This window comes from Mesorhizobium sp. M0408 (assembly GCF_040321495.1).
Classification (GTDB): Bacteria; Pseudomonadota; Alphaproteobacteria; order Rhizobiales; family Rhizobiaceae; genus Mesorhizobium.
On the sequence record NZ_JAMYRO010000006.1, the window covers coordinates 76,288 to 98,477 of the forward strand.

The window sequence follows — 22,190 nt, forward strand, 5'->3', positions numbered from 1 at the left end:
GAAGCCGCCCATTTGAGAACCTGAAACGTCGAAGCTTATTTCTTCATCGCGTTCATGACCGCACCGATGATGCCGGTCAGGATGGCGCCGCCGCCGGCACCGCCAACGATATTTGAAATGTTCAACGCGCTGCCGGCCCCTGCCGCCGTGGCGGCTGCTGCCGGATCGACCGCGCCACCCAGCAGACTGTTGAGGATGGCCGCACCGCCGACGCCGCCGACAGCGCCACCCAGGATTTTGGTAAGCTGCCCCATCGCCGCACTCTTGATAGCCGCACCCACCGCCTGACCACCGATGATGCCCGTAATCACCTGAATAATGATCGGAAGAAGCGTGTTCATATCCATATTTCCAGTCCCTCCATAGCTGCCAGCCTCCCAGGCCGACGCCATCATGAGACGCCGAATTGAATGAAAGTCAAATGCGCAAACGCTTAAATAAAAGGAGCGGCCCGAAAACCGCCCCTACTTGATAAAAAACCTGTGACTTTCGTTATTCTGCAGCAATCGCGTGGTTGGGTTGAACCGCCGCAGAATAGTCGTTCATCAATGTCTTGGCGATATCGCCGACCTCGAATCGGTACGGACCGATCTCCGAAACCGGTGTCACCTCGGCCGCCGTCCCGGTGAGGAAGCACTGGTGGAAGCCTTCAAGCTCCTCCGGCATGATGGCGCGCTCGATCACCTCCAAACCGCGGTCCTTGGCAAGGTCGATGACCGTGCGGCGGGTGATGCCGTCGAGGAAGCAATCAGGCCTGGGCGTATGGATCTTGCCGTCCTTGACGAAGAAGATGTTGGCGCCTGTCGCTTCCGCCACCTGGCCACGCCAGTCGAGCATCATGGCGTCGGCATAGCCCTTGGCCTCGGCGGCATGCTTGGACATGGTGCAGATCATGTAGAGGCCGGCCGCCTTCGATTTCGACGGTGCGGTGCGCGGGTCGGGGCGGCGCCATTCGGCCATGTCGAGCCGGATGCCCTTGAGCTTCTGCGCCGGGTCGAAATAACTCGGCCACTGCCAGATGGCGATGGCGCAGTTGATCCGGCTGTTCTGTGCGGAAACGCCCATCTGTTCGCTGCCGCGCCACGCGATCGGCCGGACATAGGCGTCCTGGAAACCTTGCTTCTTCAACAGCGTGCGGCAGGCGTCGTCGATCTCGGCGACCGAGTAGGGTATCTTGAAGCCAAGCAGGCGCGCCGATTCATGCAGGCGTTCGGTGTGGTCGGTCAGCTTGAAAATTTCGCCCCCATAAGCGCGCTCGCCCTCGAATACCGCGCTGGCGTAGTGCAGCCCGTGGGTCAAGACGTGGATCTTGGCGTCGGCCCATTTGACGAACTCGCCGTTCATCCAGATAAAGCCGTCCAGTTGGTCGAAGGGAACGGATGCCATGGTAACCTCCCGCGGGCGGCGGCCCGCACATCATTGTGTCGTTGCGTGTTTCGTTTCGGCCGCTGTGGGCGGCCATTGTCTCAAAGCGTAGGCGGATATTTAAGGTCTGGCAAACTCAGGAAGTTCCGGAAAAAACGGCTTCGCTTGCCTTTTCGTTCGCAATCCGCCGAAAAGCTTGCCAAAAATTAGCATCGCGCGGAAAATACGTCAATAGTGCTGACATAATTTCCTGCTTCACACGGAGAAAAGATGACGAGCCACGCAGCCGCAGAACCGATCAGGACGGCGATCACCGACGAGGACGGCATCGATTTCGCCATCATCGAGTTGTTCTTCTTCGCCTATCGCGACTTTACCTCCGATCCGGACCAGATCCTGGCCGAATACGGTTTTGGCCGTGCCCATCACCGGGTGTTGCATTTCGTCAATCGCCGGCCCGGGCTGACGGTCGCCGAGCTCCTCGACGTGCTCAAGATCACCAAGCAGAGCCTGGCGCGCGTGCTCAAGCAACTGATCGACACCGACCATATCGTGCAATTGCAGGGCCCTCGCGACCGCCGCCAGCGCGAACTCTACCCGACGGCCAAGGGCCGTGCCCTGGCGCTGGCGCTGGCGCGGCCACAGTCGCGCCGCATCCATGCTGCATTGGAAGATTCCGGAGCCACCGAACGCGCCGTTATCGAACGGTTCCTTGAAGCGATGGTCAATCCGGAACTAAGGGCGCAGATCGACATTGTGCCCGCAAAGATGTCAGGGAAAAACCATGGAGACCATTGAGAGGGTTGATCATCCGACAGCACCGGAAGACGACGCGCCGCATCTGCTGGTGGTCGACGACGACACCCGTATCCGCAATCTTCTGAAACAGTATCTGACCGAAAACGGCTTTCGCGTCACCGTCGCCGGAAATTCCGGCGAGGCGCGGCGCAAGCTCGCCGGCCTCGACTTCGATCTGATCGTGCTCGACGTCATGATGCCGGGTGAAAGTGGCGTCGACCTCACCAAGGCGCTGCGGGCGGAGAAAACCGTGCCGATCCTGATGCTCACCGCACTGTCCGAAACCGACAGCCGGATCACCGGGCTCGAGGCCGGCGCCGACGACTATCTGCCTAAACCGTTCGACCCGCGCGAGCTGATCCTGCGTATCAACAATATCCTGCGCCGCGGCGGCCCCGCGACAACGCCTAAGGTCGAACAGCTGGTCTTTGGCCCCTATACGTTCCAGATCGCCAGGCGTGAGCTGAAGCGCGGCGGCGAGGCGCTCAAGCTGACCGACCGCGAGCAGGAAATCCTGGCGATCTTCGCTGCGCGTGCCGGCGAAACGATACCGCGGCATGAGCTTGTCGGCGATGAATCCGAGGTCGGCGAGCGCACGATCGACGTCCAGATCAATCGGCTCCGCCGCAAGATCGAACGCGATCCGTCCAATCCGGTCTGGCTGCAGACAGTGCGCGGTATTGGGTATCGGCTCAGCGTGGAATAGAATGTCGCCGACAGCGGTCCTTTGCCGGGCCGCCGGTGAGCGAAAAGACGAATGGCGACCACGCAACTCGAACGGCCGGGAGATGGCGGCTTGAGCGCTCGCGCGACGCGGGCGCTCAAGGCCGTGCCGCGCGCCTGGAACCGTTTCTGGCGCCTGGTGTCGCTTTACATGCCGAAGCGGCTCTATGCCCGCTCGCTGATCATCGTCATCGCGCCGATGATCATGCTGCAGTCGGTCGTCGCCTTTGTCTTCATGGAGCGCCACTGGCAGACCGTGACGCAGCGCCTGTCGCAGGCCACGGTGCGCGACATCGCCGCCATCATCGACCTGATAGAGACCTATCCTCACGACGCTGACTACGCCAACGTCATCCGCATCGCCCAGGATCGCATGCAGCTGAAAGTCGACCTCCTACCGCCCGACCCGCTGCCGCCTCCCGGGCCAAAGCCGTTCTTCTCGATCCTCGACGAGATCCTTTCGTCCGAGATCACCCGCCAGATCAACCGTCCGTTCTGGATCGATACGGTCGGCAATTCCAATATCGTCGAGGTCCGCGTCCAGCTCGAGAACAAGGTGCTGCGCGTCTTCGTGCGCCGCAGCCAGGCCTATGCATCGAACACCCATATTTTCCTGATCTGGATGGTCGGCACCTCGCTGGTGCTGCTGATGATCGCCATTCCCTTCCTGCGCAACCAGATCCGGCCGATTCTGACGCTGGCCGAGGCGGCCGAGAGCTTCGGCAAGGGCCGGCCGATGCCGCGCGATTTTCGCCCGCGCGGAGCCGAGGAGGTCCGCCGCGCCGGCTTTGCCTTCATCCAGATGCGCGAACGCATCGAACGCCAGCTCGAGCAGCGCACCGCCATGCTGAGTGGCGTCAGCCACGATCTGAGGACCATCCTCACCCGCTTCAAGCTGCAATTGGCGCTTGCCGGGACCAAGGCAGCCGATACCCAGGCACTCGACCAGGACATCGACGACATGCAGTCGATGCTGGAAGGCTACCTTGCCTTTGCACGCGGCGAAGCTTCGGAAGACGCCGGCCAGTTCGATCTCGAAGCCTTCTTCGATAAGCTTCGCGAGGAGGCCGCGCTGCGCAAGCGCAAGCTGTCGACCGTGCTCGTCGGCGATCCGCATGTGCACGTGCGCCCCAATGCCTTTGCCCGGCTGCTGTCCAACGTCGTCGGCAATGCATTCCGCTATGCCAAGTCGGTGGAGATCAATGCCAATCATGGGCGCGGTTCGCTGCTCGTCACCATCGACGATGACGGTCCGGGAATTCCGCCCGAAAAGCGGGAGGATGTATTCAAGCCGTTCGTGCGGCTGGACGAGGCCCGCAACCTCGACGCCAGCGGCACCGGCCTTGGCCTCTCCATCGCACGTGACATTGCCCGCAGCCATGGCGGCGACATCGTCCTCGAACGCAGCCCGCTCGGCGGCCTTCGGGCGGTGATCAAGGTCCCCGCTTGACGGCAGCGACACCCGGCCTTCATCGGCCCGTCATGAAACCATGGTGAAGAGCGCCAATGAAGCGCGCGATCCTGATTGATTCGGCCCTGCGGCCTCATTTCGACCCCGCGCCTGTCCGGGTGCGCCGGTGCGAGGCCAGAGTGGCGGCGTGGTCGCCGTTCAGGCATCGCGGCAAGCCAATCAAGGTTGCCGCCAAGGGACCGCCATGCGCATCCTGATGGTCACCGACGCCTGGCGCCCGCAAGTCAACGGCGTCGTCCACACGCTGGAGCGCCTCTCGGAGACCCTGAAATCCTTCGATATCGAGACGGACTTCCTGACGCCGAATATCTTTCGCACCCTGCCTCTGCCGACCTATCCCGATATCAGGCTGGCGCTGACGACGCCGCTCCGCGTGGCGCAGCTGATCGAGGCACGCAAGGTGGATCACATCCATATCGTCACCGAAGGACCGCTCGGCATTATGGCCCGGCGCTACTGCCGCAACGCCGGCCGCCCGTTCACGACCAGCTATCACACACGTTTTCCGGAATATCTGAGCGCGCGCCTGCCGGTGCCTGAAGCATGGGCCTATCGCTGGCTGCGTGATTTCCACAATTCAGGACAGGGCACGCTGGTTGCCACCCAGTCGCTTGCCGACGATCTTGCGGCGCGCGGCTTCACCAAGCTCCGGCCGTGGACGCGCGGCGTCGACACCGATCATTTTCGGCCGGACAAAAGAAAGGACCTGGGATTTCCCGGACCGATCTTCCTCTGCGTCGGCCGCGTCGCGATCGAAAAGAACCTGCCGGCCTTCCTCGACCTCGACCTGCCGGGCAGCAAGGTGATCGTAGGCGAAGGGCCGGAATTGGCGAAGCTGAAGGCCAGATATCCCGATGCCCATTTCCTTGGCCATCGTCCGAACGACGAACTGGCCGAGATCTACGCTTCGGCCGATGCCTTCGTCTTCCCCAGCCGCACCGACACGTTCGGCAACGTCATCATCGAGGCGCTGGCCAGCGGCACGCCGGTCGCAGCCTATCCAGTCACCGGACCGATCGATATTGTGGGTGACGGCATCGGCGGCGCGGTGTCGGACGACCTGCGGCAAGCAGCGCTCGCCGCCCTTCACGTCGACCGCGCCGAGGCGCGGCAACGCGCGATGCGCTACAGCTGGAAGGCCTGCGCGGAAATGTTCATGGAAACGGTCGAAGAGGCGCTGGGTACCACGCGTAAACTCGCTGCGTGAACAACAGCGCAGCTAGAACAACCTGCCGCCGTCCGGCACCTTGCGCTCGATCGCGCCAAGGACGACGGCGCCCTCCTCGTCAGGAAAGCCGAGCGTCAGCACTTCCGACACGAATGGCCCGATCTGACGCGGCGGGAAATTGACCACAGCGAACACCTGCCGGCCGATTAGGGTTTCGGGCGTATAATATTTCGTGATCTGGGCCGAGGATTTCTTCACCCCGATCACGGGACCGAAGTCGATTTTCAATTTGATCGCCGGCTTGCGCGCCTCGGGAAAAGGCTCGGCCTCGACGATCGTGCCGGCGCGGATGTCGATGCGGTCGAAATCGGCAAAGCTGATCTCGGGTTTTCGCGCGTTGCTCGAAACCATCGACGGTCAGGCGTTTCCGTAGGTTTCGAACAGCACGCCGGCCAACGCATCCTTGGCCGAAGTTCCCGACCAGACGACGAACTGGAACGCCTGGAAATAGCATTCGCAGGCTTCCAGCGCCGACGACAGCAGCACCTCGACCTGCTGGCTCGACGGCTCGACCCCACCGGCCAGCAGCAGCGACTGGCGGAACATGATGGCGCCTTCCTGCTCCCAGAGGTCGAAATGGCCAAATAGCATCTGCTCGTTGATCAGCGAAAGCAGCCGCATCACCTCGAGCGCGCGCGCCTCCGGGACCTTGATGTCGAAGGCGCAGGCCAGGTGCAGCGCCTCGTAGTCCTCCATCCAGGAGAATGAAACGTGGTAGTCGGTCCAGCTTCCGGCAACCGAGATCGAGATCTCGTCGTCGCCGGCCCGCTCGAAGGACCAATCGTTGTTGTGCGCCACCTGCTCGATAACATCCACCGGATGGATTTCGCGGGAGAATTCGAGTTCGAGAAGTTCCATGAAATGCTTCCTGTCGTTCTGGGAGCGCCACCACACGCTCCGCGGGAGAGGCACACTCGAACAATTCTGCCTAGAACTCGGACGGCCAGGACTTCGTCAACGCAAAGACCCCGGACCGGACCCCACCGCCCGGCGCATGACCCTGCTCCGAATCATGCAACAAATTCAGTCTATTGATCGGGAGTCGCGTGACCAGCCAAATTTTTCGCACTGCGTCATTCGCATGTGGAAAGGCGCTGTCACAAAGATTCACGCAGTACCGGTAAGCGATTCACGACAAAGCGCTTTTTGCGATCCGGCTTTGTGGAAAAGTTTAACGATTTATTTCTTGTTATTTTTTTGCACGCGGCTTTGCCGCAGCCGCAGGCGCTGCTTGACCGGTCAATTCGGCAAGCCTGGCCTCGAGCGCCTCGATGCGAGCGGCGAGGCGGGTGTTTTCTTCCCTGGCCTTCGCCGCCATGTCGCGAGCGGCCTCGAATTCCTCGCGCTGCACCACGTCCATGGAGTTGAGTATGCGCTCGGCCTGGCCCCTGAAGGCGGTCTCCACCTCGCGCCGCACGCCTTGCGCGGCACCGGCTGCATCGGTCATCAGCTTGGCGAATTCATCGAGAATGCGGTTCGGTCCGGTCGCCATGGCAAATCCTCGCTTGGTCGAATTGACGTAGTGGCGCACGATTCGGAATGCAAGCATATGCTTGCCTTGACCGCGCCAAAAGCCTGCCGCATGGTCCGCGCCCGAACCTGATTGGGAACCCGGAGACCCTGTTGAGCGAATATTTGCTGCCGCTGGCCGCCCTGCCCTTTCCCAACATCGACCCGGTCATCGTCCGGATCGGACCGCTGGCGGTGCATTGGTACGGCGTCGGCTACATCGTCGGCATTCTGTTTGCCTGGTGGTATGCCAAGCGCCTCGTCACCAACCCAAAACTGTGGCCCGACGGCACCCTGCCGATGAAGCCCGTCGACCTCGACGACTTCATCGTCTGGGCAGCCATCGGTGTGGTGCTCGGCGGACGCACCGGCTACGTGCTGTTCTACGACCTGCCGCGCTACATTGCCAATCCGCTCGATATCGTCGCCGTCTGGCAGGGCGGGATGTCGTTTCATGGCGGCCTGCTCGGCGTCATTCTCGCAATGACGCTGTTTTCCCGGTCTCGCGGCATCCGCACATGGTCGCTGTTCGACGTGGTTGCCGCCGGCGTGCCGGTGGGGCTTGGCCTCGTTCGCCTGGCAAACTTCATCAATTCCGAACTATGGGGCCGGCCGACCGACGTTCCATGGGCATTCGAATTCCCCAATGGCGGCCCATTTGCACGCCATCCGAGCCAGATCTACGAGGCGCTCCTCGAAGGGCTGGTGTTGTTCCTTGTCCTGCGCTTCCTCACCCATTCGCGGCTCAAGCTGAAGGCGCCGCGCTTCGTCGGCGGCGCCTTCATCGCCGGCTATGGCGCCTCGCGCATCTTCGTCGAATTCTTTCGCGAGCCCGACCAGCAGCTTGGTTACCTCCTTGGCACGAGCTGGCTGACCATGGGAATGGTGCTGTCACTGCCGATGGTGCTGGCCGGCATCTGGGCGATGGCTACAGCCAAGCCGGTGACAAAACCGCAGCCGGCATGACGCGGCTGAAGACCCGCATCGCCGAGCTGATCGGTGCGGTGGGACCGATCCCCATCAGCGAATACATGGCGCTCTGCCTGTTCGATCCGCAGGACGGCTATTATACGACGCGCGAGCCGTTCGGCGCCGCCGGCGACTTCGTCACCGCGCCGGAGATCAGCCAGATGTTTGGCGAACTGGTCGCCATCTGGCTCTACCAGGCGTGGCTGGCGATCGACCGGCCGACGCCGGTCGCCATCGCCGAAATAGGCCCCGGCCGCGGCACGCTGATGAGAGATATGCTGCGCACGCTTTCGCGGCTCGATCCGACGCTTGCCGCCAGCGCATCGTTCGCCTTGATCGAGACCAGTCTGCGGTTGACCGAGGTCCAGAAACGAACGCTTGCCGGGACGTCGGCCACCATCGCCTGGCATGAGGCCGTCGACACACTACCGCGGGGGCCGCTTCTGATTGTTGGTAACGAGCTGTTTGACGCGGTGCCCATCCGCCAGTTCGTCCGCGCTGGGGCCGGCTGGCGCGAGCGGATGATCGGTCTCGACGATGCGAACCGGCTGCGCTTTTTCGTCGGCGCCGGCTCGCTTGACCCGATGCTGCTGCCGGAGGGTGCCGAGAATGCGCCGCAAGGTGCCATCGTCGAGGTGGCGCCAGCCCGCGCCGCCCTGATGGCGGCCATCGCCGGGCGACTTGCCGGATTTGGCGGCGCCGGCCTGTTTCTCGACTACGGTCACCTCCAGCCCGGGATCGGCGACACCTTGCAGGCCTTGCGCAAGCACGGTCATGAGGACGTGCTGGCCAATCCGGGGCAGGCCGATCTCACAGCCCATGTCGATTTCGCTGCCCTCGCGGCAACCGTTCGGGCACACAGCCTCGATGCCCACCTCTCAACGCAAGGTGAATTCCTGCTCAAGATGGGGCTTCTCGAACGAGCTGGCCGGCTCGGCGCCAATGCCGATGAGGCAGCTCGCGAAAAGATCGCGGCCGACGTCGAGCGCCTCGCCGGCCCGCTGGCCATGGGCGAACTCTTCAAGGTGCTTGCCGTCCTCCCTGCCGGCATTGCCGTTCCGCCGTTTCCAAGCACGGATTGACTTTTCGCTGCCGCCTCTCTCACTCTCCCGTCTCCGACTAGCGCCCGACATCAACTGCGCCAGCCTTCAACTGACCAGCCTTCAACTGCGCCCCTTCAACTCGCTTGACGAAATCGCCCATACGGACAACAAAGCCGCCATGCTGAATCAGACCAAACCGGATCCCGTTCGGTCGCCCTTGCTGGAAACGGCGCAAGGCATCCGCCACGGCTACTTCACGCGAGTCGGCGGCATTTCCAGCGGCATCTACCGGGGCCTCAACATCGGCACCGGCTCGAACGACGACCAGACGCTGGTGCGCGAGAATCGCCGCCGGGTCGCCGAATGGATGGGCGTGCCTGCAAACCATCTGCTGACCGCTCACCAGGTTCATTCGCCGGACGTCGTGATTGCCAGGGAGCCTTTTGCCGGCGAGCGGCCCAAGGCCGACGCCATTGTCACCGACCGGCCGGGCATTGCCGTCGGTGCCTCGACCGCCGACTGCGGACCGGTCCTCTTCGCCGACGCCGAGGCGCGCATTATCGGCGCCGCCCATGCCGGCTGGAAAGGCGCTTTCACCGGAGTGCTGGAAAACACCATCGCGGCAATGGAAAGCCTCGGCGCCCGGCGCGACCGCATCGTCGCAGTGCTCGGTCCTTCGATCGGCCCACGGAATTACGAAGTCGGACCGGAATTCGTCGCCCGTTTCGTCGACGCCGATGCCGGCAATGCTCGCTATTTCGCGCCCTCCGCAACTGCCGGACACGCGATGTTCGATCTCAACCGCTACACGGTCGACCGGCTGACCAAGGCTGGCGTCAACGCCGAAGGACTTGGCCGCTGCACCTATGCCGAGGAAGAGCTTTTCTACTCCTATCGGCGCAGCACGCATCGCAACGAGCCCGACTACGGGCGGCAGGTTTCGGCAATCGTTTTGGAGGCTGACTGATGGCGCTGCATTTCGAACGCTCGGAATTCGACGCGCGGCGCGATCGACTGATGATCGAGATCGCCGAAAAGAAGCTCGACGCCGTCCTGCTGTTTGCCCAGGAAAGCATGTATTGGCTAACCGGCTACGACACCTTCGGCTTCTGCTTTTTCCAGTGCCTGGTGGTCAAGGCCGACGGCTCGATGGTGCTGCTGACGCGTTCGGCAGACTTGCGCCAGGCGCGCCACACCTCGATCATCGACAACATCGTTTTGTGGACGGACCGCAACGGCGCCAATCCGGCGGTAGACCTGCGCAATCTGCTCAACGAGCTTGACCTGCTCGGCGCCCGGATCGGCGTCGAATACGACACCCACGGCCTGACCGCCTATAATGGCCGGCGCCTCGACGAGCAGTTGCAGACCTTCGGGCAGATCGCGGATGCCTCCGGCATTGTCAGCCGGCTACGGCTGTTCAAGAGCCCGGCAGAAATCGCCAAGGCGGAAAAAGCCGCAAATCTGGCCGACGACGCGCTGGACGCAGCACTGCCGCTGATCAAGCAGGGCGGCGATGAGGCGCTGATCCTCGCCGCCATGCAAGGTGCGATCTTTGCCGGCGGCGGCGATTATCCGGCCAACGAGTTCATCATCGGCTCCGGAGTCGACGCCCTGCTTTGCCGCTACAAGGCCGGTCGCCGCAAGCTCACCAAGAACGACCAGCTGACGCTCGAATGGGCCGGTGTCTTCCACCACTACCATGCGGCAATGATGCGCACGGTGTTGACCGGCAAGGTATCGAAACGCCACCAGGAATTGTTCGATGCCGCCCGCGCCGCGCTACTTGCAGTCGAGAAGGCGATGACGCCCGGTAATACGTTCGGCGACGTGTTCGACGCCCATGCCCGCACCCTCGAAGCCCACAATTTGACCAAGCACCGGCTCAATGCCTGCGGCTATTCGCTCGGCGCCCGCTTCACCCCGTCCTGGATGGATATGCCGATGTTCTATCAGGGTAATCCCGAACCGATTGCGCCGAACATGACGCTGTTCGCCCATATGATCATCATGGACTCCGAAACCGAAACCGCGATGACTCTTGGCCGCACCTATCTGACCACCGAATCCCAGCCGAAGCCGCTGTCCCGCCATGATCTCGACTTGATCGTGCAGTGAATCCATAATGGAAAGAGTGTGAGGGGCGTTCGTCGCCAAGGAGTTTTCAGGCTAATGAGACGATCGCATGTGACGACCGTGTCATTGCTCGTGGCGCTGGCATTGGCGGCCTGCACCAATGCGAAGGACGTTCTCGAACCCTCGGCCATTGCCCCGCAATCGACGCAATCGCTCTCCGGAGCCGGAGGTGCCGCGACGCCCCCCTCAACTCCGGCTCAGCCTGCCGGCACCGCGCAAACTGCAGATACAGCGCAGCCTTCCGCTGCAGCAGCCGTGCCGCCCGCCAAAAGCGCGGCTGCCATTGCGCGGACCCGGCTGCAGGTGGCGCCGATCGTCGGCGCCTCGGTAGAAGCCGCGACACCGCTGACCGCCGAGCTTCAGACACGCGCCAGGCAGCGCGGCATCACCTTGGCCGGCAGCACCGACCAGACCCCTACGCATGTGCTCAAGGGCTATTTCTCGACCATGACGGAAGGCAAGGACACTACCGTCATCTATGTCTGGGACATCTATGACCCGGCCGGCAACCGGCTGCATCGCATCAACGGCCAGCAGAAGGCGCCCTCTGTTGGCGGCGGCGAAGGCTGGGCGGCGGTCGCCCCGGCGACCATGCAGGCAATTGCCGACCAGACAATCGACCAGTTCGCCACCTGGCTTGGCGGCGGCGCCGGCTGACCTGGAGCATAATTCCGAAAGTGGAATTCGGTTTTCGGAAAAGATCATGCTCAGACTGAAAGGCAGAGCTATGCCGATTCCGTCGGCATCGAAGTGGACCTATCGCCGCATCGTCAAGCCGTAAGCGTTTATTGAGATTAGCCGGCGGATTCCCATTCACGACGCTTGCAATACCGGCGCGGGCCGCTAAAAGCCCGACTAAGAGGCTGGAGTGCTATCGGAGTCTCTCAATCCTTCGCCAGGAACGCTGCATGAAGCTCTTCGCGGGCAATTCCAACAGGGTGCTGGCCGAATCAGTCGCCCGCTACCTCAACATTCCGCTGGGCAAGGCCAGCGTCAGGCGCTTCGCCGACCAGGAAATCTTCGTCGAGATCCAGGAGAACGTGCGCGGCGAGGACGTCTTCATCCTGCAGTCCACCTCGTTCCCGACCAACGATCATTTGATGGAACTGCTCATCATGATCGACGCCTTCATGCGCTCCTCGGCCAAGCGCATCACTGCAGTTATTCCTTATTTCGGCTATGCCAGGCAGGATCGCCGCGCCTCGGGCCGCACACCGATCTCGGCCAAGCTGGTCGCCAACATGATCACGAGGGCGGGCGTCAACCGGGTGCTGACCCTGGATCTCCATGCCGGCCAGATTCAAGGCTTCTTCGACATCCCGACCGACAATCTGTTTTCCGTGCCGGTCATGGCCCGCGACGTAAAGGCGAAATACAAGCAGCTTGCCAATGTCATGGTGGTGTCGCCGGATGTCGGCGGCGTGGTCCGCGCCCGCGCGCTCGCCAAGCGCATCGACGCCCAGCTTGCCATCGTCGACAAGCGCCGCGAGCGCCCCGGCGAATCGGAAGTCATGAACGTCATCGGTGACGTGCGCGGCAAGGATTGCCTGTTGATCGACGACATCATCGATTCGGGCGGCACGCTGTGCAATGCGGCCGATGCGCTGCTTGCCGACGGCGCCACCAGTGTCACCGCCTATACTACCCATGGCGTTTTGTCCGGCGGCGCCATCGCCCGCATCGGCGCCTCGAAACTGCAGGAACTGGTCATCACCGATTCCATCCAGCCGACCCAGGCAGTGCTGGACGCCGCCAATATCCGCGTCATCTCCATCGCCGAATTGATGGGCGAGGCGATCTCGCGCACGGCGACCGAGGAATCGGTGTCGAGCCTGTTCGATTAATTCGTGTCGCGCAAAGTGCAGCGGTTTTGCGATAACGACATGCATAAAAGCAAGAACCCAAAGCGCGTCGCATGAGGCCGGTCGAACGCGACGCCCTTCAGGGCTGCGACTCAGGCCGAGCCGGACCGCTTATTCGTCGCACACCTTCGCCAGCATCACGGGCGCCCCGCATGTAACCGCGTGGCGAGGCTCCCAGCATGCGCTTGAACATGGTGATGAACGCCGGCACGCTGTCATAGCCGAGATCGAGCGCCACCCTAGTGATCGGCTCGCCGTCGGCCAGCCGTGGCAGCGCCGCGAACAGACAGGCCTGCTGACGCCAGGTCGACAGCGACAATCCGGTCTGGCGGTGGAACGCGCGGGTGAAAGAGCGGCGGCTCATGCCGACGATAGCGGCCCACTCGTCGATCGTCGCATGCGGTGACGGTGCCGAGACGAAGCGCCGGCACAGCGTCGCCAGCCTTGCATCGGACGGGAACGGAAGGCCGAGCGGCCGTTCCGGCAGGTTCGGGATTTCGTGCAGCAGGAGCTTCATGATCAGTCCGCCCCGCCCCTCCAGCTCGGCGCCTTGCGGCAGCTTTTCCGATTCCACGATCAGGCTGTGCATCAGGTCGGTGATGCCGACGACACGCAACCCGTCCGGCAGGCCGGGAATGGCCTCCGGCATCACATAGACGGACCGCATGCTGACGTCGCCCAGCATCTCGACGGAATGTTCGGTGCCGGCGGGGATCCACATCGCGTGGTCCGGAGGCACCATCCAGCGCCCATGCCGCGTCGTCACCAGCACGACACCGACCAGCGCGTGCAGCAACTGGCTGCGGCTATGATGGTGCCGTGGCACATGGTAGCCGTCCGGATATTCGGTCGGCAGCGCCACTGCCGGCCCTACGGCCTGCTCCAGCCATTGCCAGCGACGCTCATGCAACAGCCCGAGATCGGTGTCGCCCGCTCTGAACATTTCCCTGCCATGCGGCATCAGCTATGGCCCACTTGCGAAACTATTGGACCAAACCACGAAAGAAGTCGCGTGACAAGCAACGTATAAGGCTGCGGCCTATAAGACAGCCTGCGGGAGCGCCCGCCAAAAAGACCACGGAGCCTGCCTTGACCGATACCACAGCAACCGCCGACGCCAAGCCGGCAGCGGCCAGCCACATTTCAGCTCAGGCGACGGCCTTCACCGTCATCCTGGCGGTGAGCTTCTGCCATTGCATCAACGACATCATGCAGTCGCTGCTGTCGGCGATCTATCCGCTGCTGAAGGACAATTACGGTCTCGATTTCTGGCAGATCGGCCTTTTGACTTTCACCTTCCAGGTGACGGCATCCTTGCTGCAGCCGGTGATCGGCATGATTACCGACAAGCGGCCGATGCCTTATTCGCTGCCCTACGGCATGGCTTCTTCGCTGATCGGGCTGGTCGTGCTGGCCTATGCCGGACATTACTCGCTGCTCCTCATCGGCGCCTCGCTGATCGGCATCGGCTCGGCGATCTTCCACCCGGAATCCTCGCGCATCGCCCGCTTCGCCTCCGGTGGCCGGTTCGGTCTTGCGCAGTCGCTGTTCCAAGTCGGCGGCAATTTCGGCCAGGCGATGGGGCCGCTGCTGGCAGCCTTCATCGTCGTGCCCTTCGGCCAGACCAGCATCGCCTGGTTTGCCGGCGGCTCGCTGATCGGCATCATCGTGCTGTGGCAGGTTGGCGGCTGGTACAGCCGCCTGCGCGCCGCACTCGGCAACCGCAAAGCGGCAGGCTTCGTTTCGCCCTTCCCGCGCCGCAAGGTCCTGGGCGCGCTGGCGGTGCTGACCTTGCTGGTATTGACCAAGAACGCCTACATCGCCAGCCTGTCCAGCTACTACACCTTCTATGCCATCCATAAATTCGGCGTTTCGGTGCAGATGTCGCAGGTCATGCTGTTCCTGTTCCTCGGCGCCTCGGCCCTGGGCATCCTGCTCGGCGGCCCGTTCGGCGACCGCTACGGACAGAAGGCGATGATCTGGTTCTCGATCGTCGGCGTGCTGCCCTTCACCCTGGCCTTGCCCCACGCCAATTTCGAGTGGACAATGGTTCTCACCGTGCTGATCGGCCTGATCCTGTCCTCGGCCTTCTCGAACATCGTCGTCTTCGCCCAGGAACTGGTGCCCGGCCGGGTCGGCATGATCGCCGGCATCTTTTTCGGCTTCGCCTTCGGCATGGGCGGCATCGCCGCCGCCGTGCTTGGCGTCGTCGCCGACATGAAAGGCATCGATTTCGTCTTCCAGGTCTGCTCGTATTTGCCGCTACTCGGGCTGCTGACGGTCCTCCTGCCTAACATGAAGGAAGCGAGGAAGATGGAGGCGGCGGCCAGCTAAAAATCAGTTCATCTTTCGGAATTGATACGAGTGCGCGACAGTTGCCGCGCCCTCGATGATTCTTTCATCATACGCCGGGTGAAAAGCCTGTTAGAGAGGGTCACCCCTGAAGGCAAAATTTTGGTCAGCAACGCCTTCAAGTTGAACATACCGGGCTCAACCCTGATGCTGCGCAGCGCTCCGCGCCAGGAAAGGCAATTCGCTTATGTCCAGACTAAAAGGCAAGGCCGCATTGATTACCGGCGGCACCAGCGGCATCGGCCTGGTGACGGCGCGACGTTTCATCGAGGAAGGTGCGCGCGTCGCTATCACCGGAACAAATGCGAGCCGTCTCGAGGAGGCGCGCACCATCCTCGGCAGTGATGTGCTTGTCATTGCCGCCGACGCCGGAGATGCTGCTGCCCAGAACGACATAGCGCGGCGGATCGAGGAAACCTTCGGCAAGCTCGACGCTCCCTTCCTCAATGCCGGTATCGCCGACCTGCGCCCGCTTGGCGACTGGACCGAGGCCGCGTTTGACAGGAGCATCGACGTCGACCTCAAGGGGCCGTACTTCCTGGTCAAGGCGCTCGTTCCGCTGTTTTCGAACCCGTCGTCGATCATCCTCAGCGGCTCGGTCAACGCGCATATGGGAATGGCTGGAACGCACGTCTATGCGCTGGCCAAGGCCGGCATGATTTCGCTCGCCCGGACGCTCTCGGGCGAACTGATAGAACGCGGTATTCGCGCCAATGTGATCAGCCCGGGTCCGATCGACACTCCGCTCAACGACAAACTTGGGCTGGACCCCGAAGCGGCGAAGGCGCGTGCGAAAGCTGTGGTCGGCCTGGTGCCTGCCCGTCGTTTCGGAACCGCCGAGGAAATTGCCAACGCGGTGGTTTTTCTTGCTTCGGACGAATGCCCGTTCATGGTCGGTGCGGAAATGCTGATCGATGGCGGCTTGAGCATCGCCTGACATCGGCACGACCTGACACGAGATCACCCGCAGATGGCGGGTTTTTTGTTACGTTCTGAAAGACCTTACGCCCTGAAGAAGGCCAGCATGTCGGTGTTTATAACATCGGCATGGGTGGTCGCCATGCTATGGGGGAAACCCTTGTAGACCTGTCGCCTGCCATGACTTGCACCCTTTCCCGCCTTCGGCTATAGAGCCGCCACCCGCGTAGACACCCTTGGAGGCAACGCGGCGGAAGGCTGCCTTCCCTTGTGATCCCGAACAAAGGTCCGCTTGCTTATGCGGCTGCCGGCTTTCGGATATGCAGGCCCGGCGGCTTTCGACGTTTACGGCCCAGCCACGCTGACCGTGAGCGCTCCAGAACAACGCGAAAGGAAATGCCATGAGCCACGATACTTACGAGCTCAAGGCCGAAGCGCGCGAACAGGTCGGTAAGGGGTCCGCCCGTGCAGTTCGCCGCAACGGTAAAGTGCCTGCAGTGATTTACGGCGACAAGCAGCCTCCCCTGGCGATTGCGCTGACCTACAAGGACATCTACTACAAGATCCATGGCGGCGGGTTTCTGACCACGGTCGCCACGATCGATGTCGACGGCAACAAGATCCAGGTTCTGCCCAAGGATTTTCAGCTCGACCCGGTCAAGGATTTCCCTGTCCATGTCGATTTCCTGCGCATCGGCAAGGATACCGAAGTCAACGTCGATGTGCCCGTGCACTTCATCAATGAAGACAAGTCGCCCGGCATCAAGCGCGGCGGTGTGCTCAACATCGTGCGCCACGAGGTCGAGTTCCACTGCCCGGCCAATGCGATCCCGGATTTCATCATCGTGGATCTCACCGGTACCGATATCGGCGATTCGATCCACATTTCGGCCGTCACCTTGCCGGCCGGCGTCAAGCCGGTGATCTCCGACCGCGACTTCACCATCGCGACCATTGCCGGCTCCTCGGCGATGAAGCCGGAGGCTGCGGAAGAGACGACTGAAGCGGCTGCGCCCGAAGCGGCTCCTGCCGCCGAAGAGAAGTAACCCCTTCCCGCCCGGAGGCGACGATGCTTGTCTTTGCAGGCCTCGGCAATCCGGGCGCGAAATACGCCAACAACCGGCACAATGTCGGCTTCATGGCGGCGGACGCGATCGCCCGCCGCCATTCCTTTTCGCCCTGGTCGAAGAAATTCCAGGGTCTGATCGCCGAAGGCACGCTTGCCGGCGAAAAGGTGATCCTGATCAAGCCGCAGACCTTCATGAACCTGTCCGGCCAGTCGGTCGGCGAAGCCTTGCGCTTCTACAAGCTCGGCCCTTCGGCGCTGACTGTCTTTTATGACGAGATCGACCTTGCCGCCGGCAAGGTGCGGGTCAAGGTCGGTGGCGGTTCCGGCGGCCACAACGGCATCCGCTCGCTCGACCAGCACGTCGGCAAGGATTTTCGCCGTGTGCGCATCGGCGTCGGCCATCCCGGCGTCAAGGAAATGGTGCACGGCCATGTGCTTGGCGATTTCGCCAAGGGCGACCGCGAATGGCTGGACGTGCTGCTCGACGCAATCGCCGATGGTGCCGGATTGCTTGCCAAGGGCGACGACAATTCGTTCATGAACCGCGTGACGCTGGCGCTGCGCGACAAGCTCACGCCGACGGACGACGACGATCGCCCGCCGCCCAAGGCGCCAAAGGCGCAAAGCCACGTCCGCCAGGCGCGGCCGCAGCAGCCGGCGGCCAAGCTGCCCGAAACCGGCCCGATGGCGGCCATGCTGAAGAAGCTTTTTGGCGGCAAGGACTGAGCCATGGATCTGGATGACATTCAGGAATTGGTCCGTCTCATCAGACAGAAGTATGTTGATTATTTCGTCGCCGCTGCCGGCGAACTTGCTCGCAACAGCCAAGGATCGCATGCGACCGAAATCAAGTTTTCGAACGTCGATTCCTTCTATCGAAATTTCATCGCGGTTGATTTCGTCAGTAATGACGGACAGCCAAATCCGCAATTCATCAACAGCGATTCCTATGTGAAATTCTCTCCGGATATTCACGCCGGGATGGGTGGAATGGATGTCCTCATCTCACCTTTCAGGTGGGATGAGGTTCATTTTAAATTCCCTATAAATGAGCTCGACGGCGATCTCTTCGACGAATGGTTTCGCGGCTGGTTCGATATCGATGGCGAGCGTGAAACATCGGAGACCGTCGGAAACGTCATTCACAGTGCGCAATTGCTCGACGGACAACTGACCATCGATTTCGGAACCGCTGAGGTCGACGCGTTCTGGCATCTTCTGCAAATACTGAGCAGGTCCGGCGTTCGTTCGTTGGCGATAGGCACCGATGACATCGCGCAGCGTCTGAATTGAATTGCGCCTTGACGATCATCGGCGCTTTCGCCCATAGCCCTGATCAAATTTCGATTTCCCGATAGGACCAGACAAAAATGGGTTTCAAATGCGGCATCGTTGGCTTGCCCAATGTCGGCAAGTCGACGCTCTTCAATGCGTTGACCAGGACGGCGGCGGCGCAGGCCGCCAATTATCCGTTCTGCACCATCGAACCGAATACCGGCGAGGTGGCGGTGCCCGACCCGCGCCTGCAGAAGATCGCCGCGATCGGCAAGTCGAAGGAGATCATCCCGACCCGCATCTCGTTCGTCGACATTGCCGGCCTGGTGCGTGGCGCCTCCAAAGGCGAAGGGCTTGGCAACCAATTCCTCGCCAACATCCGTGAGGTCGACGCCATCGTCCATGTGCTGCGCTGCTTCGAGGATGACGACGTCACGCATGTCGAGGGCCGCATCGATCCTGTCGCTGATGCCGAGACCGTCGAGACCGAATTGATGCTTGCCGACCTCGACAGCCTTGAGCGCCGCATCGTGCAGATCCGCAAGCGTGCCGCCGGCAAGGACAAGGAAGCAGCGACCGTACTTCCGATGATGGAAGCGGCGCTTGAACTGCTGCAGGCCGGCAAGCCCGCCCGCATCCTGCTCAACGGCATCTCGGCTGAGGATCTGCGCATCCTGCAGGGGCTGAATCTCTTGACCTCACACCCGGTGCTTTACGTCTGCAACGTCGCGGAAGCCGATGCCGCCACCGGCAACGCGCATACCAGGGCGGTCGAGAAGATGGCCGCCGCGCAAGGTGCCCGCACCGTTGTGATTTCCGCGGCGATCGAGGCCGAGGTCGCCCAGCTCTCGGACGAAGAGGAAATGGAATTCCTGGCAACGCTCGGTCTGGACGAACCCGGCCTGAACAAGGTCATCCGCGCCGGCTACGAGCTGCTCCAGCTCATCACCTACTTTACCGTTGGCCCCAAGGAGACACGCGCCTGGACCGTGCACAAGGGCGCCAAGGCGCCGCAGGCGGCAGGCGTCATCCACACCGATTTCGAGCGCGGCTTCATCCGCGCCCAGACCATCGCCTATGACGACTTCGTCAGGCTGGGCGGCGAAGTCGCGGCCAAGGAGGCCGGCAAGGCGCGCGACGAAGGCAAGGAGTATGTCGTCCAGGACGGCGACATCATGCTGTTCAAGTTCAACACCTGACCCGGCGAGGGAGCCCAATGGTCACCATTGCCGTCGCTCGATGACAAACTTCAAAGCAGGGTGTCGCAGTGCCTCTTGCGCTGCTTGACGGGCCATCGTGCGGGGTCTAAGGGGCCTCTGCACCGGCCTCGCGCCTCGCCTGCCCGCGTCCGTGCGATGTGACTGACGCGCCCCCTCCAAACGAACGCTCTTTGGCAACAGCAAGGGAGACCCGGCGATGATCAAGGCCTTCGTCGTCGACAATGATCGCCTGCGCCTGGTCGACGATCTCCTGCAAAACAGCGACACTGTCGTCTGGGTCGACCTCTTCAACCCGACAAAGGAAGAAGAGACGACAATCGAGACCTGGCTCGGCATCGCCGTTCCGACCCGCGAAGAGATGGAAGAGATCGAGATCTCGAGCCGTCTCTACGTCGAGGACGGCGCCTACTTCATGACCGCCATTCTGCCTGCGCAGACCGAGGTGAACGATCCGTTGATGTCGCCGGTTACCTTCGTGCTCGCCGGCAGCAGGCTGATCACCGTGCGGTACCACGAACCGAAGGCGTTCAAGACCTTTCCGCTGCGCGCCGAAAAGGTGGCGACCGGTTGCACCAGCGGTGACACCATCCTGATCGGACTGCTGGAGGCGATCGTCGACCGCCTCGCCGACATTCTGGAGCGCGCCGGCCGCGACGTCGAGGCGATCTCGCGCGACATCTTCGAGGCACGCTCGACCAAGGTTTCCAAGCGCAACCGCGACTTCCAGGAGCTGTTGAAAGGCATTGGCCGCAAGGAGGACCTCGCCTCCTCGATCCGCGACAGCCTGATCTCGCTGCAGCGCCTTGCCGGCTTTCTCGCCCATGCCTCCACGCAAAGCAGGATGAGCAAGGACAGCCGCGCTCGCATCAAGACCTTGTCACGCGACGTCCTGTCGCTCGCCGACCACGCCACCTTCCTGTCGCAGAAGATCAGCTTCCTGCTCGACGCGACGCTCGGCATGATCTCGATCGAGCAGAACGCCATCATCAAGATCTTCTCCGTCGCCGCTGTCATCTTCCTGCCGCCGACGCTTGTCGCTTCGATCTACGGCATGAATTTCGACATCATCCCTGAGCTCAAATGGCACTTTGGCTATCCCTTCGCCATCGGCATGATGGTGCTTTCGGCAATCCTGCCCTTCTGGTATTTCCGCCGCCGCGGCTGGCTATAGGGTCGTCAATACCGCGCTGCGGCTTGGGCGCAGCGGGCTGGCGCAATAGAAATTGCTTGACCAAATGCCACGCTGCCTGCATCCGGGACCCGGACCCGTAGCGATCGTACAATCCTGAACAGGATTTCCAGACCATGACCGCAAAGACCTGGGCTTATGAGGATTTTATCGAGGGCGCTTCGCTCGACCTCGGCACCAAGCTGGTAAGTGCCGCCGAAATCATAGAATTCGCCGGTGAATTCGATGCCCAGCCGATGCATCTCGACGAGGCCGCGGGCCAGGCCAGCATTCTCGGCGGGCTGGCGGCTTCGGGCTGGCACACCTGCGCCATGTTCATGCGCATGCTGTGCGATGCCTTCCTGCTCGACTCGACCTCCCAGGGCGCGCCGGGCGTCGACCAGGTCAAATGGAAACGGCCAGTCCTGGCCGGCGACCTGTTGACCGGCAGCACCACCGTCCTTGCCAAGCGACTGTCCAGATCGAAGCCCAGGCTTGGCCTGGTGACCATGCGCAGCGAGTTGTTCAACCAGCGCGGCGAAGGTGTTTTCGAGCTCGAAAACACCGTCATGTTCCTCACCCGCGAGGGCCGTGCGTGAGCCTCGACGAATTCTTCTGCATCGGTATCACCGTCACGCTCGGTTCACATCGATTCGAACCGGAGGCGATCAAGGCGTTCGCCCGCAAATACGACCCGCAGATATTCCATGTCGACGAAGAGGCGGCGAGGAACAGCATATTCGGCGGGCTCTGCGCCTCGGGCTGGCACACCGCCGCCACCTGGATGAAATTGAACCTCGAGGCTGGCATAGAGGCAGAGGTCGCCCGCTGGCCCGGTCCTGGGCCGGTGCCGGAATTCGGCCCCTCGCCCGGCTTCAAGAACCTCAAATGGCCCAAACCTGTCTATGCCGGGGAAACCGTGACTTTCACCCGCACCGCGCTGGCCCATCGCCCCATTGCCTCGCGACCGGGCTGGCGGCTGCTGACGCTCCGCTCGGAGGCCTTCGATTCGACCGGCGACAAGGTCATCGAATTCGAAAGTGCCGTGCTGGTGAAGGTGGAATGAGCGGAGTTCTTTCCCTCT

Annotated in this window: 25 protein-coding genes and 1 pseudogene; 19 read left to right on the forward strand and 7 right to left on the reverse strand. The window is 62.2% G+C overall.

Features of this window, described 5'->3' with window-relative positions:
- Window positions 1-35 precede the first annotated feature (35 nt).
- A complete protein-coding gene (locus NKI67_RS09070; protein WP_023678412.1) occupies window positions 36-347 on the reverse strand; it encodes a hypothetical protein in 312 nt (103 codons plus the stop codon).
- Window positions 348-492: 145 nt separating this feature from the next.
- Window positions 493-1,386 carry a branched-chain amino acid aminotransferase gene (locus NKI67_RS09075; protein WP_352623101.1) on the reverse strand — a complete coding sequence of 298 codons (894 nt, stop codon included), beginning with the start codon at window positions 1,384-1,386 and terminating at the stop codon, window positions 493-495.
- Between the two features lie 249 nt (window positions 1,387-1,635).
- On the opposite strand from NKI67_RS09075, the gene NKI67_RS09080 reads away from it, so the two are divergent.
- The 4 genes from NKI67_RS09080 to NKI67_RS09095 all read left to right on the forward strand — a co-directional run bounded on the left by NKI67_RS09080 (window position 1,636) and on the right by NKI67_RS09095 (window position 5,564).
- A complete protein-coding gene (locus NKI67_RS09080; protein WP_023678414.1) occupies window positions 1,636-2,163 on the forward strand; it encodes a MarR family winged helix-turn-helix transcriptional regulator in 528 nt (175 codons plus the stop codon).
- On the forward strand, window positions 2,150-2,869 hold the full coding sequence (locus NKI67_RS09085; protein WP_352645057.1) for a response regulator: 720 nt from the start codon (window positions 2,150-2,152) through the stop codon (window positions 2,867-2,869). Before NKI67_RS09080 ends, NKI67_RS09085 begins: the two co-directional genes overlap by 14 nt.
- Window positions 2,870-2,920: 51 nt before the next feature.
- Window positions 2,921-4,336, forward strand: coding sequence for an ATP-binding protein (locus NKI67_RS09090; RefSeq protein ID WP_352456925.1), 1,416 nt, complete (start codon window positions 2,921-2,923; stop codon window positions 4,334-4,336).
- 205 nt (window positions 4,337-4,541) lie between these two features.
- A complete protein-coding gene (locus NKI67_RS09095; RefSeq protein WP_352645059.1) occupies window positions 4,542-5,564 on the forward strand; it encodes a glycosyltransferase family 4 protein in 1,023 nt (340 codons plus the stop codon).
- A 12-nt stretch (window positions 5,565-5,576) separates the two neighbouring features.
- Here NKI67_RS09095 and NKI67_RS09100 read toward each other — a convergent pair whose 3' ends face one another.
- The 3 genes from NKI67_RS09100 to NKI67_RS09110 all read right to left on the reverse strand — a co-directional run bounded on the left by NKI67_RS09100 (window position 5,577) and on the right by NKI67_RS09110 (window position 7,077).
- Window positions 5,577-5,936 carry a tRNA-binding protein gene (locus NKI67_RS09100; RefSeq protein WP_352645061.1) on the reverse strand — a complete coding sequence of 120 codons (360 nt, stop codon included), beginning with the start codon at window positions 5,934-5,936 and terminating at the stop codon, window positions 5,577-5,579.
- A gap of 6 nt (window positions 5,937-5,942) precedes the next feature.
- A complete protein-coding gene (locus tag NKI67_RS09105; protein WP_023678420.1) occupies window positions 5,943-6,443 on the reverse strand; it encodes a type III secretion system chaperone family protein in 501 nt (166 codons plus the stop codon).
- A gap of 331 nt (window positions 6,444-6,774) precedes the next feature.
- The gene (locus NKI67_RS09110; protein WP_023678421.1) at window positions 6,775-7,077 is read right to left on the reverse strand and encodes an accessory factor UbiK family protein; all 303 of its coding nucleotides are present in this window, start codon (window positions 7,075-7,077) and stop codon (window positions 6,775-6,777) included.
- A 131-nt stretch (window positions 7,078-7,208) separates the two neighbouring features.
- Here NKI67_RS09110 and lgt point away from each other — a divergent pair, with 131 nt between their 5' ends.
- The 6 genes from lgt to NKI67_RS09140 all read left to right on the forward strand — a co-directional run bounded on the left by lgt (window position 7,209) and on the right by NKI67_RS09140 (window position 13,086).
- On the forward strand, window positions 7,209-8,060 hold the full coding sequence (gene lgt / locus NKI67_RS09115) for a prolipoprotein diacylglyceryl transferase (protein WP_023678422.1): 852 nt from the start codon (window positions 7,209-7,211) through the stop codon (window positions 8,058-8,060).
- Window positions 8,057-9,145, forward strand: a complete 1,089-nt coding sequence (locus NKI67_RS09120; protein ID WP_352645063.1) for a class I SAM-dependent methyltransferase — start codon at window positions 8,057-8,059, stop codon at window positions 9,143-9,145. Before lgt ends, NKI67_RS09120 begins: the two co-directional genes overlap by 4 nt.
- Before the next feature lie 139 nt (window positions 9,146-9,284).
- Window positions 9,285-10,073, forward strand: a complete 789-nt coding sequence (gene pgeF / locus NKI67_RS09125) for a peptidoglycan editing factor PgeF (protein WP_023678424.1) — start codon at window positions 9,285-9,287, stop codon at window positions 10,071-10,073.
- Window positions 10,073-11,224: a M24 family metallopeptidase gene (locus tag NKI67_RS09130; protein WP_023678425.1), complete on the forward strand. Its 1,152-nt coding sequence runs from the start codon at window positions 10,073-10,075 to the stop codon at window positions 11,222-11,224. Before pgeF ends, NKI67_RS09130 begins: the two co-directional genes overlap by 1 nt.
- Window positions 11,225-11,278: 54 nt before the next feature.
- Window positions 11,279-11,899, forward strand: coding sequence for a hypothetical protein (locus tag NKI67_RS09135; RefSeq protein WP_292661305.1), 621 nt, complete (start codon window positions 11,279-11,281; stop codon window positions 11,897-11,899).
- Window positions 11,900-12,150: 251 nt separating this feature from the next.
- Window positions 12,151-13,086, forward strand: coding sequence for a ribose-phosphate pyrophosphokinase (locus NKI67_RS09140; protein WP_023678427.1), 936 nt, complete (start codon window positions 12,151-12,153; stop codon window positions 13,084-13,086).
- 97 nt (window positions 13,087-13,183) lie between these two features.
- Here the strand turns inward: NKI67_RS09140 and NKI67_RS09145 are convergent, their stop codons facing one another.
- Complete coding sequence (locus NKI67_RS09145; protein ID WP_023678428.1) at window positions 13,184-14,065, reverse strand: AraC family transcriptional regulator; 882 nt, start codon at window positions 14,063-14,065, stop codon at window positions 13,184-13,186.
- A 128-nt stretch (window positions 14,066-14,193) separates the two neighbouring features.
- Between NKI67_RS09145 and NKI67_RS09150 the strand changes: the two genes are divergently transcribed.
- Both NKI67_RS09150 and NKI67_RS09155 read left to right on the forward strand, forming a co-directional pair.
- Window positions 14,194-15,438, forward strand: a complete 1,245-nt coding sequence (locus NKI67_RS09150; RefSeq protein ID WP_352645065.1) for an MFS transporter — start codon at window positions 14,194-14,196, stop codon at window positions 15,436-15,438.
- Window positions 15,439-15,643: 205 nt separating this feature from the next.
- Complete coding sequence (locus NKI67_RS09155) at window positions 15,644-16,393, forward strand: SDR family oxidoreductase (protein WP_352645067.1); 750 nt, start codon at window positions 15,644-15,646, stop codon at window positions 16,391-16,393.
- A gap of 65 nt (window positions 16,394-16,458) precedes the next feature.
- On the opposite strand, the pseudogene NKI67_RS09160 reads toward NKI67_RS09155, so the two are convergent.
- Window positions 16,459-16,554 (reverse strand): annotated as a pseudogene (locus NKI67_RS09160) (alpha/beta fold hydrolase); the annotation flags it as partial.
- Window positions 16,555-16,775: 221 nt separating this feature from the next.
- Here NKI67_RS09160 and NKI67_RS09165 point away from each other — a divergent pair.
- The 7 genes from NKI67_RS09165 (at window position 16,776) to NKI67_RS09195 (ending at window position 22,172) form a co-directional block, all read left to right on the forward strand.
- Window positions 16,776-17,420 carry a 50S ribosomal protein L25/general stress protein Ctc gene (locus NKI67_RS09165; RefSeq protein ID WP_352575776.1) on the forward strand — a complete coding sequence of 215 codons (645 nt, stop codon included), beginning with the start codon at window positions 16,776-16,778 and terminating at the stop codon, window positions 17,418-17,420.
- A gap of 23 nt (window positions 17,421-17,443) precedes the next feature.
- A complete protein-coding gene (gene pth / locus NKI67_RS09170) occupies window positions 17,444-18,169 on the forward strand; it encodes an aminoacyl-tRNA hydrolase (RefSeq protein WP_352568009.1) in 726 nt (241 codons plus the stop codon).
- A 3-nt stretch (window positions 18,170-18,172) separates the two neighbouring features.
- Window positions 18,173-18,736, forward strand: a complete 564-nt coding sequence (locus NKI67_RS09175; protein WP_352645069.1) for a hypothetical protein — start codon at window positions 18,173-18,175, stop codon at window positions 18,734-18,736.
- Window positions 18,737-18,813: 77 nt separating this feature from the next.
- The gene (gene ychF, locus NKI67_RS09180) at window positions 18,814-19,917 is read left to right on the forward strand and encodes a redox-regulated ATPase YchF (protein WP_352568011.1); all 1,104 of its coding nucleotides are present in this window, start codon (window positions 18,814-18,816) and stop codon (window positions 19,915-19,917) included.
- Window positions 19,918-20,134: 217 nt separating this feature from the next.
- The gene (corA, locus tag NKI67_RS09185) at window positions 20,135-21,109 is read left to right on the forward strand and encodes a magnesium/cobalt transporter CorA (protein ID WP_352637247.1); all 975 of its coding nucleotides are present in this window, start codon (window positions 20,135-20,137) and stop codon (window positions 21,107-21,109) included.
- A 134-nt stretch (window positions 21,110-21,243) separates the two neighbouring features.
- Window positions 21,244-21,705 (forward strand): MaoC family dehydratase, encoded by a 462-nt coding sequence (locus NKI67_RS09190; RefSeq protein ID WP_352575772.1) that lies wholly within the window; start codon window positions 21,244-21,246, stop codon window positions 21,703-21,705.
- Complete coding sequence (locus NKI67_RS09195; RefSeq protein ID WP_352645072.1) at window positions 21,702-22,172, forward strand: MaoC family dehydratase; 471 nt, start codon at window positions 21,702-21,704, stop codon at window positions 22,170-22,172. Before NKI67_RS09190 ends, NKI67_RS09195 begins: the two co-directional genes overlap by 4 nt.
- The last annotated feature ends 18 nt before the right edge of the window (window positions 22,173-22,190 follow it).

Coding starts and splice junctions, on each gene's coding strand:
- NKI67_RS09070 (WP_023678412.1), bottom strand. CDS start 347: ATGGATATGAACACGCTTCTTCCGATCATTATTCAGGTGATTACGGGC.
- NKI67_RS09075 (WP_352623101.1), bottom strand. CDS start 1,386: ATGGCATCCGTTCCCTTCGACCAACTGGACGGCTTTATCTGGATGAAC.
- NKI67_RS09080 (WP_023678414.1), top strand. CDS start 1,636: ATGACGAGCCACGCAGCCGCAGAACCGATCAGGACGGCGATCACCGAC.
- NKI67_RS09085 (WP_352645057.1), top strand. CDS start 2,150: ATGGAGACCATTGAGAGGGTTGATCATCCGACAGCACCGGAAGACGAC.
- NKI67_RS09090 (WP_352456925.1), top strand. CDS start 2,921: ATGGCGACCACGCAACTCGAACGGCCGGGAGATGGCGGCTTGAGCGCT.
- NKI67_RS09095 (WP_352645059.1), top strand. CDS start 4,542: ATGCGCATCCTGATGGTCACCGACGCCTGGCGCCCGCAAGTCAACGGC.
- NKI67_RS09100 (WP_352645061.1), bottom strand. CDS start 5,936: ATGGTTTCGAGCAACGCGCGAAAACCCGAGATCAGCTTTGCCGATTTC.
- NKI67_RS09105 (WP_023678420.1), bottom strand. CDS start 6,443: ATGGAACTTCTCGAACTCGAATTCTCCCGCGAAATCCATCCGGTGGAT.
- NKI67_RS09110 (WP_023678421.1), bottom strand. CDS start 7,077: ATGGCGACCGGACCGAACCGCATTCTCGATGAATTCGCCAAGCTGATG.
- NKI67_RS09120 (WP_352645063.1), top strand. CDS start 8,057: ATGACGCGGCTGAAGACCCGCATCGCCGAGCTGATCGGTGCGGTGGGA.
- pgeF (WP_023678424.1), top strand. CDS start 9,285: ATGCTGAATCAGACCAAACCGGATCCCGTTCGGTCGCCCTTGCTGGAA.
- NKI67_RS09130 (WP_023678425.1), top strand. CDS start 10,073: ATGGCGCTGCATTTCGAACGCTCGGAATTCGACGCGCGGCGCGATCGA.
- NKI67_RS09135 (WP_292661305.1), top strand. CDS start 11,279: ATGAGACGATCGCATGTGACGACCGTGTCATTGCTCGTGGCGCTGGCA.
- NKI67_RS09140 (WP_023678427.1), top strand. CDS start 12,151: ATGAAGCTCTTCGCGGGCAATTCCAACAGGGTGCTGGCCGAATCAGTC.
- NKI67_RS09145 (WP_023678428.1), bottom strand. CDS start 14,065: ATGCCGCATGGCAGGGAAATGTTCAGAGCGGGCGACACCGATCTCGGG.
- NKI67_RS09155 (WP_352645067.1), top strand. CDS start 15,644: ATGTCCAGACTAAAAGGCAAGGCCGCATTGATTACCGGCGGCACCAGC.
- NKI67_RS09165 (WP_352575776.1), top strand. CDS start 16,776: ATGAGCCACGATACTTACGAGCTCAAGGCCGAAGCGCGCGAACAGGTC.
- pth (WP_352568009.1), top strand. CDS start 17,444: ATGCTTGTCTTTGCAGGCCTCGGCAATCCGGGCGCGAAATACGCCAAC.
- NKI67_RS09175 (WP_352645069.1), top strand. CDS start 18,173: ATGGATCTGGATGACATTCAGGAATTGGTCCGTCTCATCAGACAGAAG.
- ychF (WP_352568011.1), top strand. CDS start 18,814: ATGGGTTTCAAATGCGGCATCGTTGGCTTGCCCAATGTCGGCAAGTCG.
- corA (WP_352637247.1), top strand. CDS start 20,135: ATGATCAAGGCCTTCGTCGTCGACAATGATCGCCTGCGCCTGGTCGAC.
- NKI67_RS09190 (WP_352575772.1), top strand. CDS start 21,244: ATGACCGCAAAGACCTGGGCTTATGAGGATTTTATCGAGGGCGCTTCG.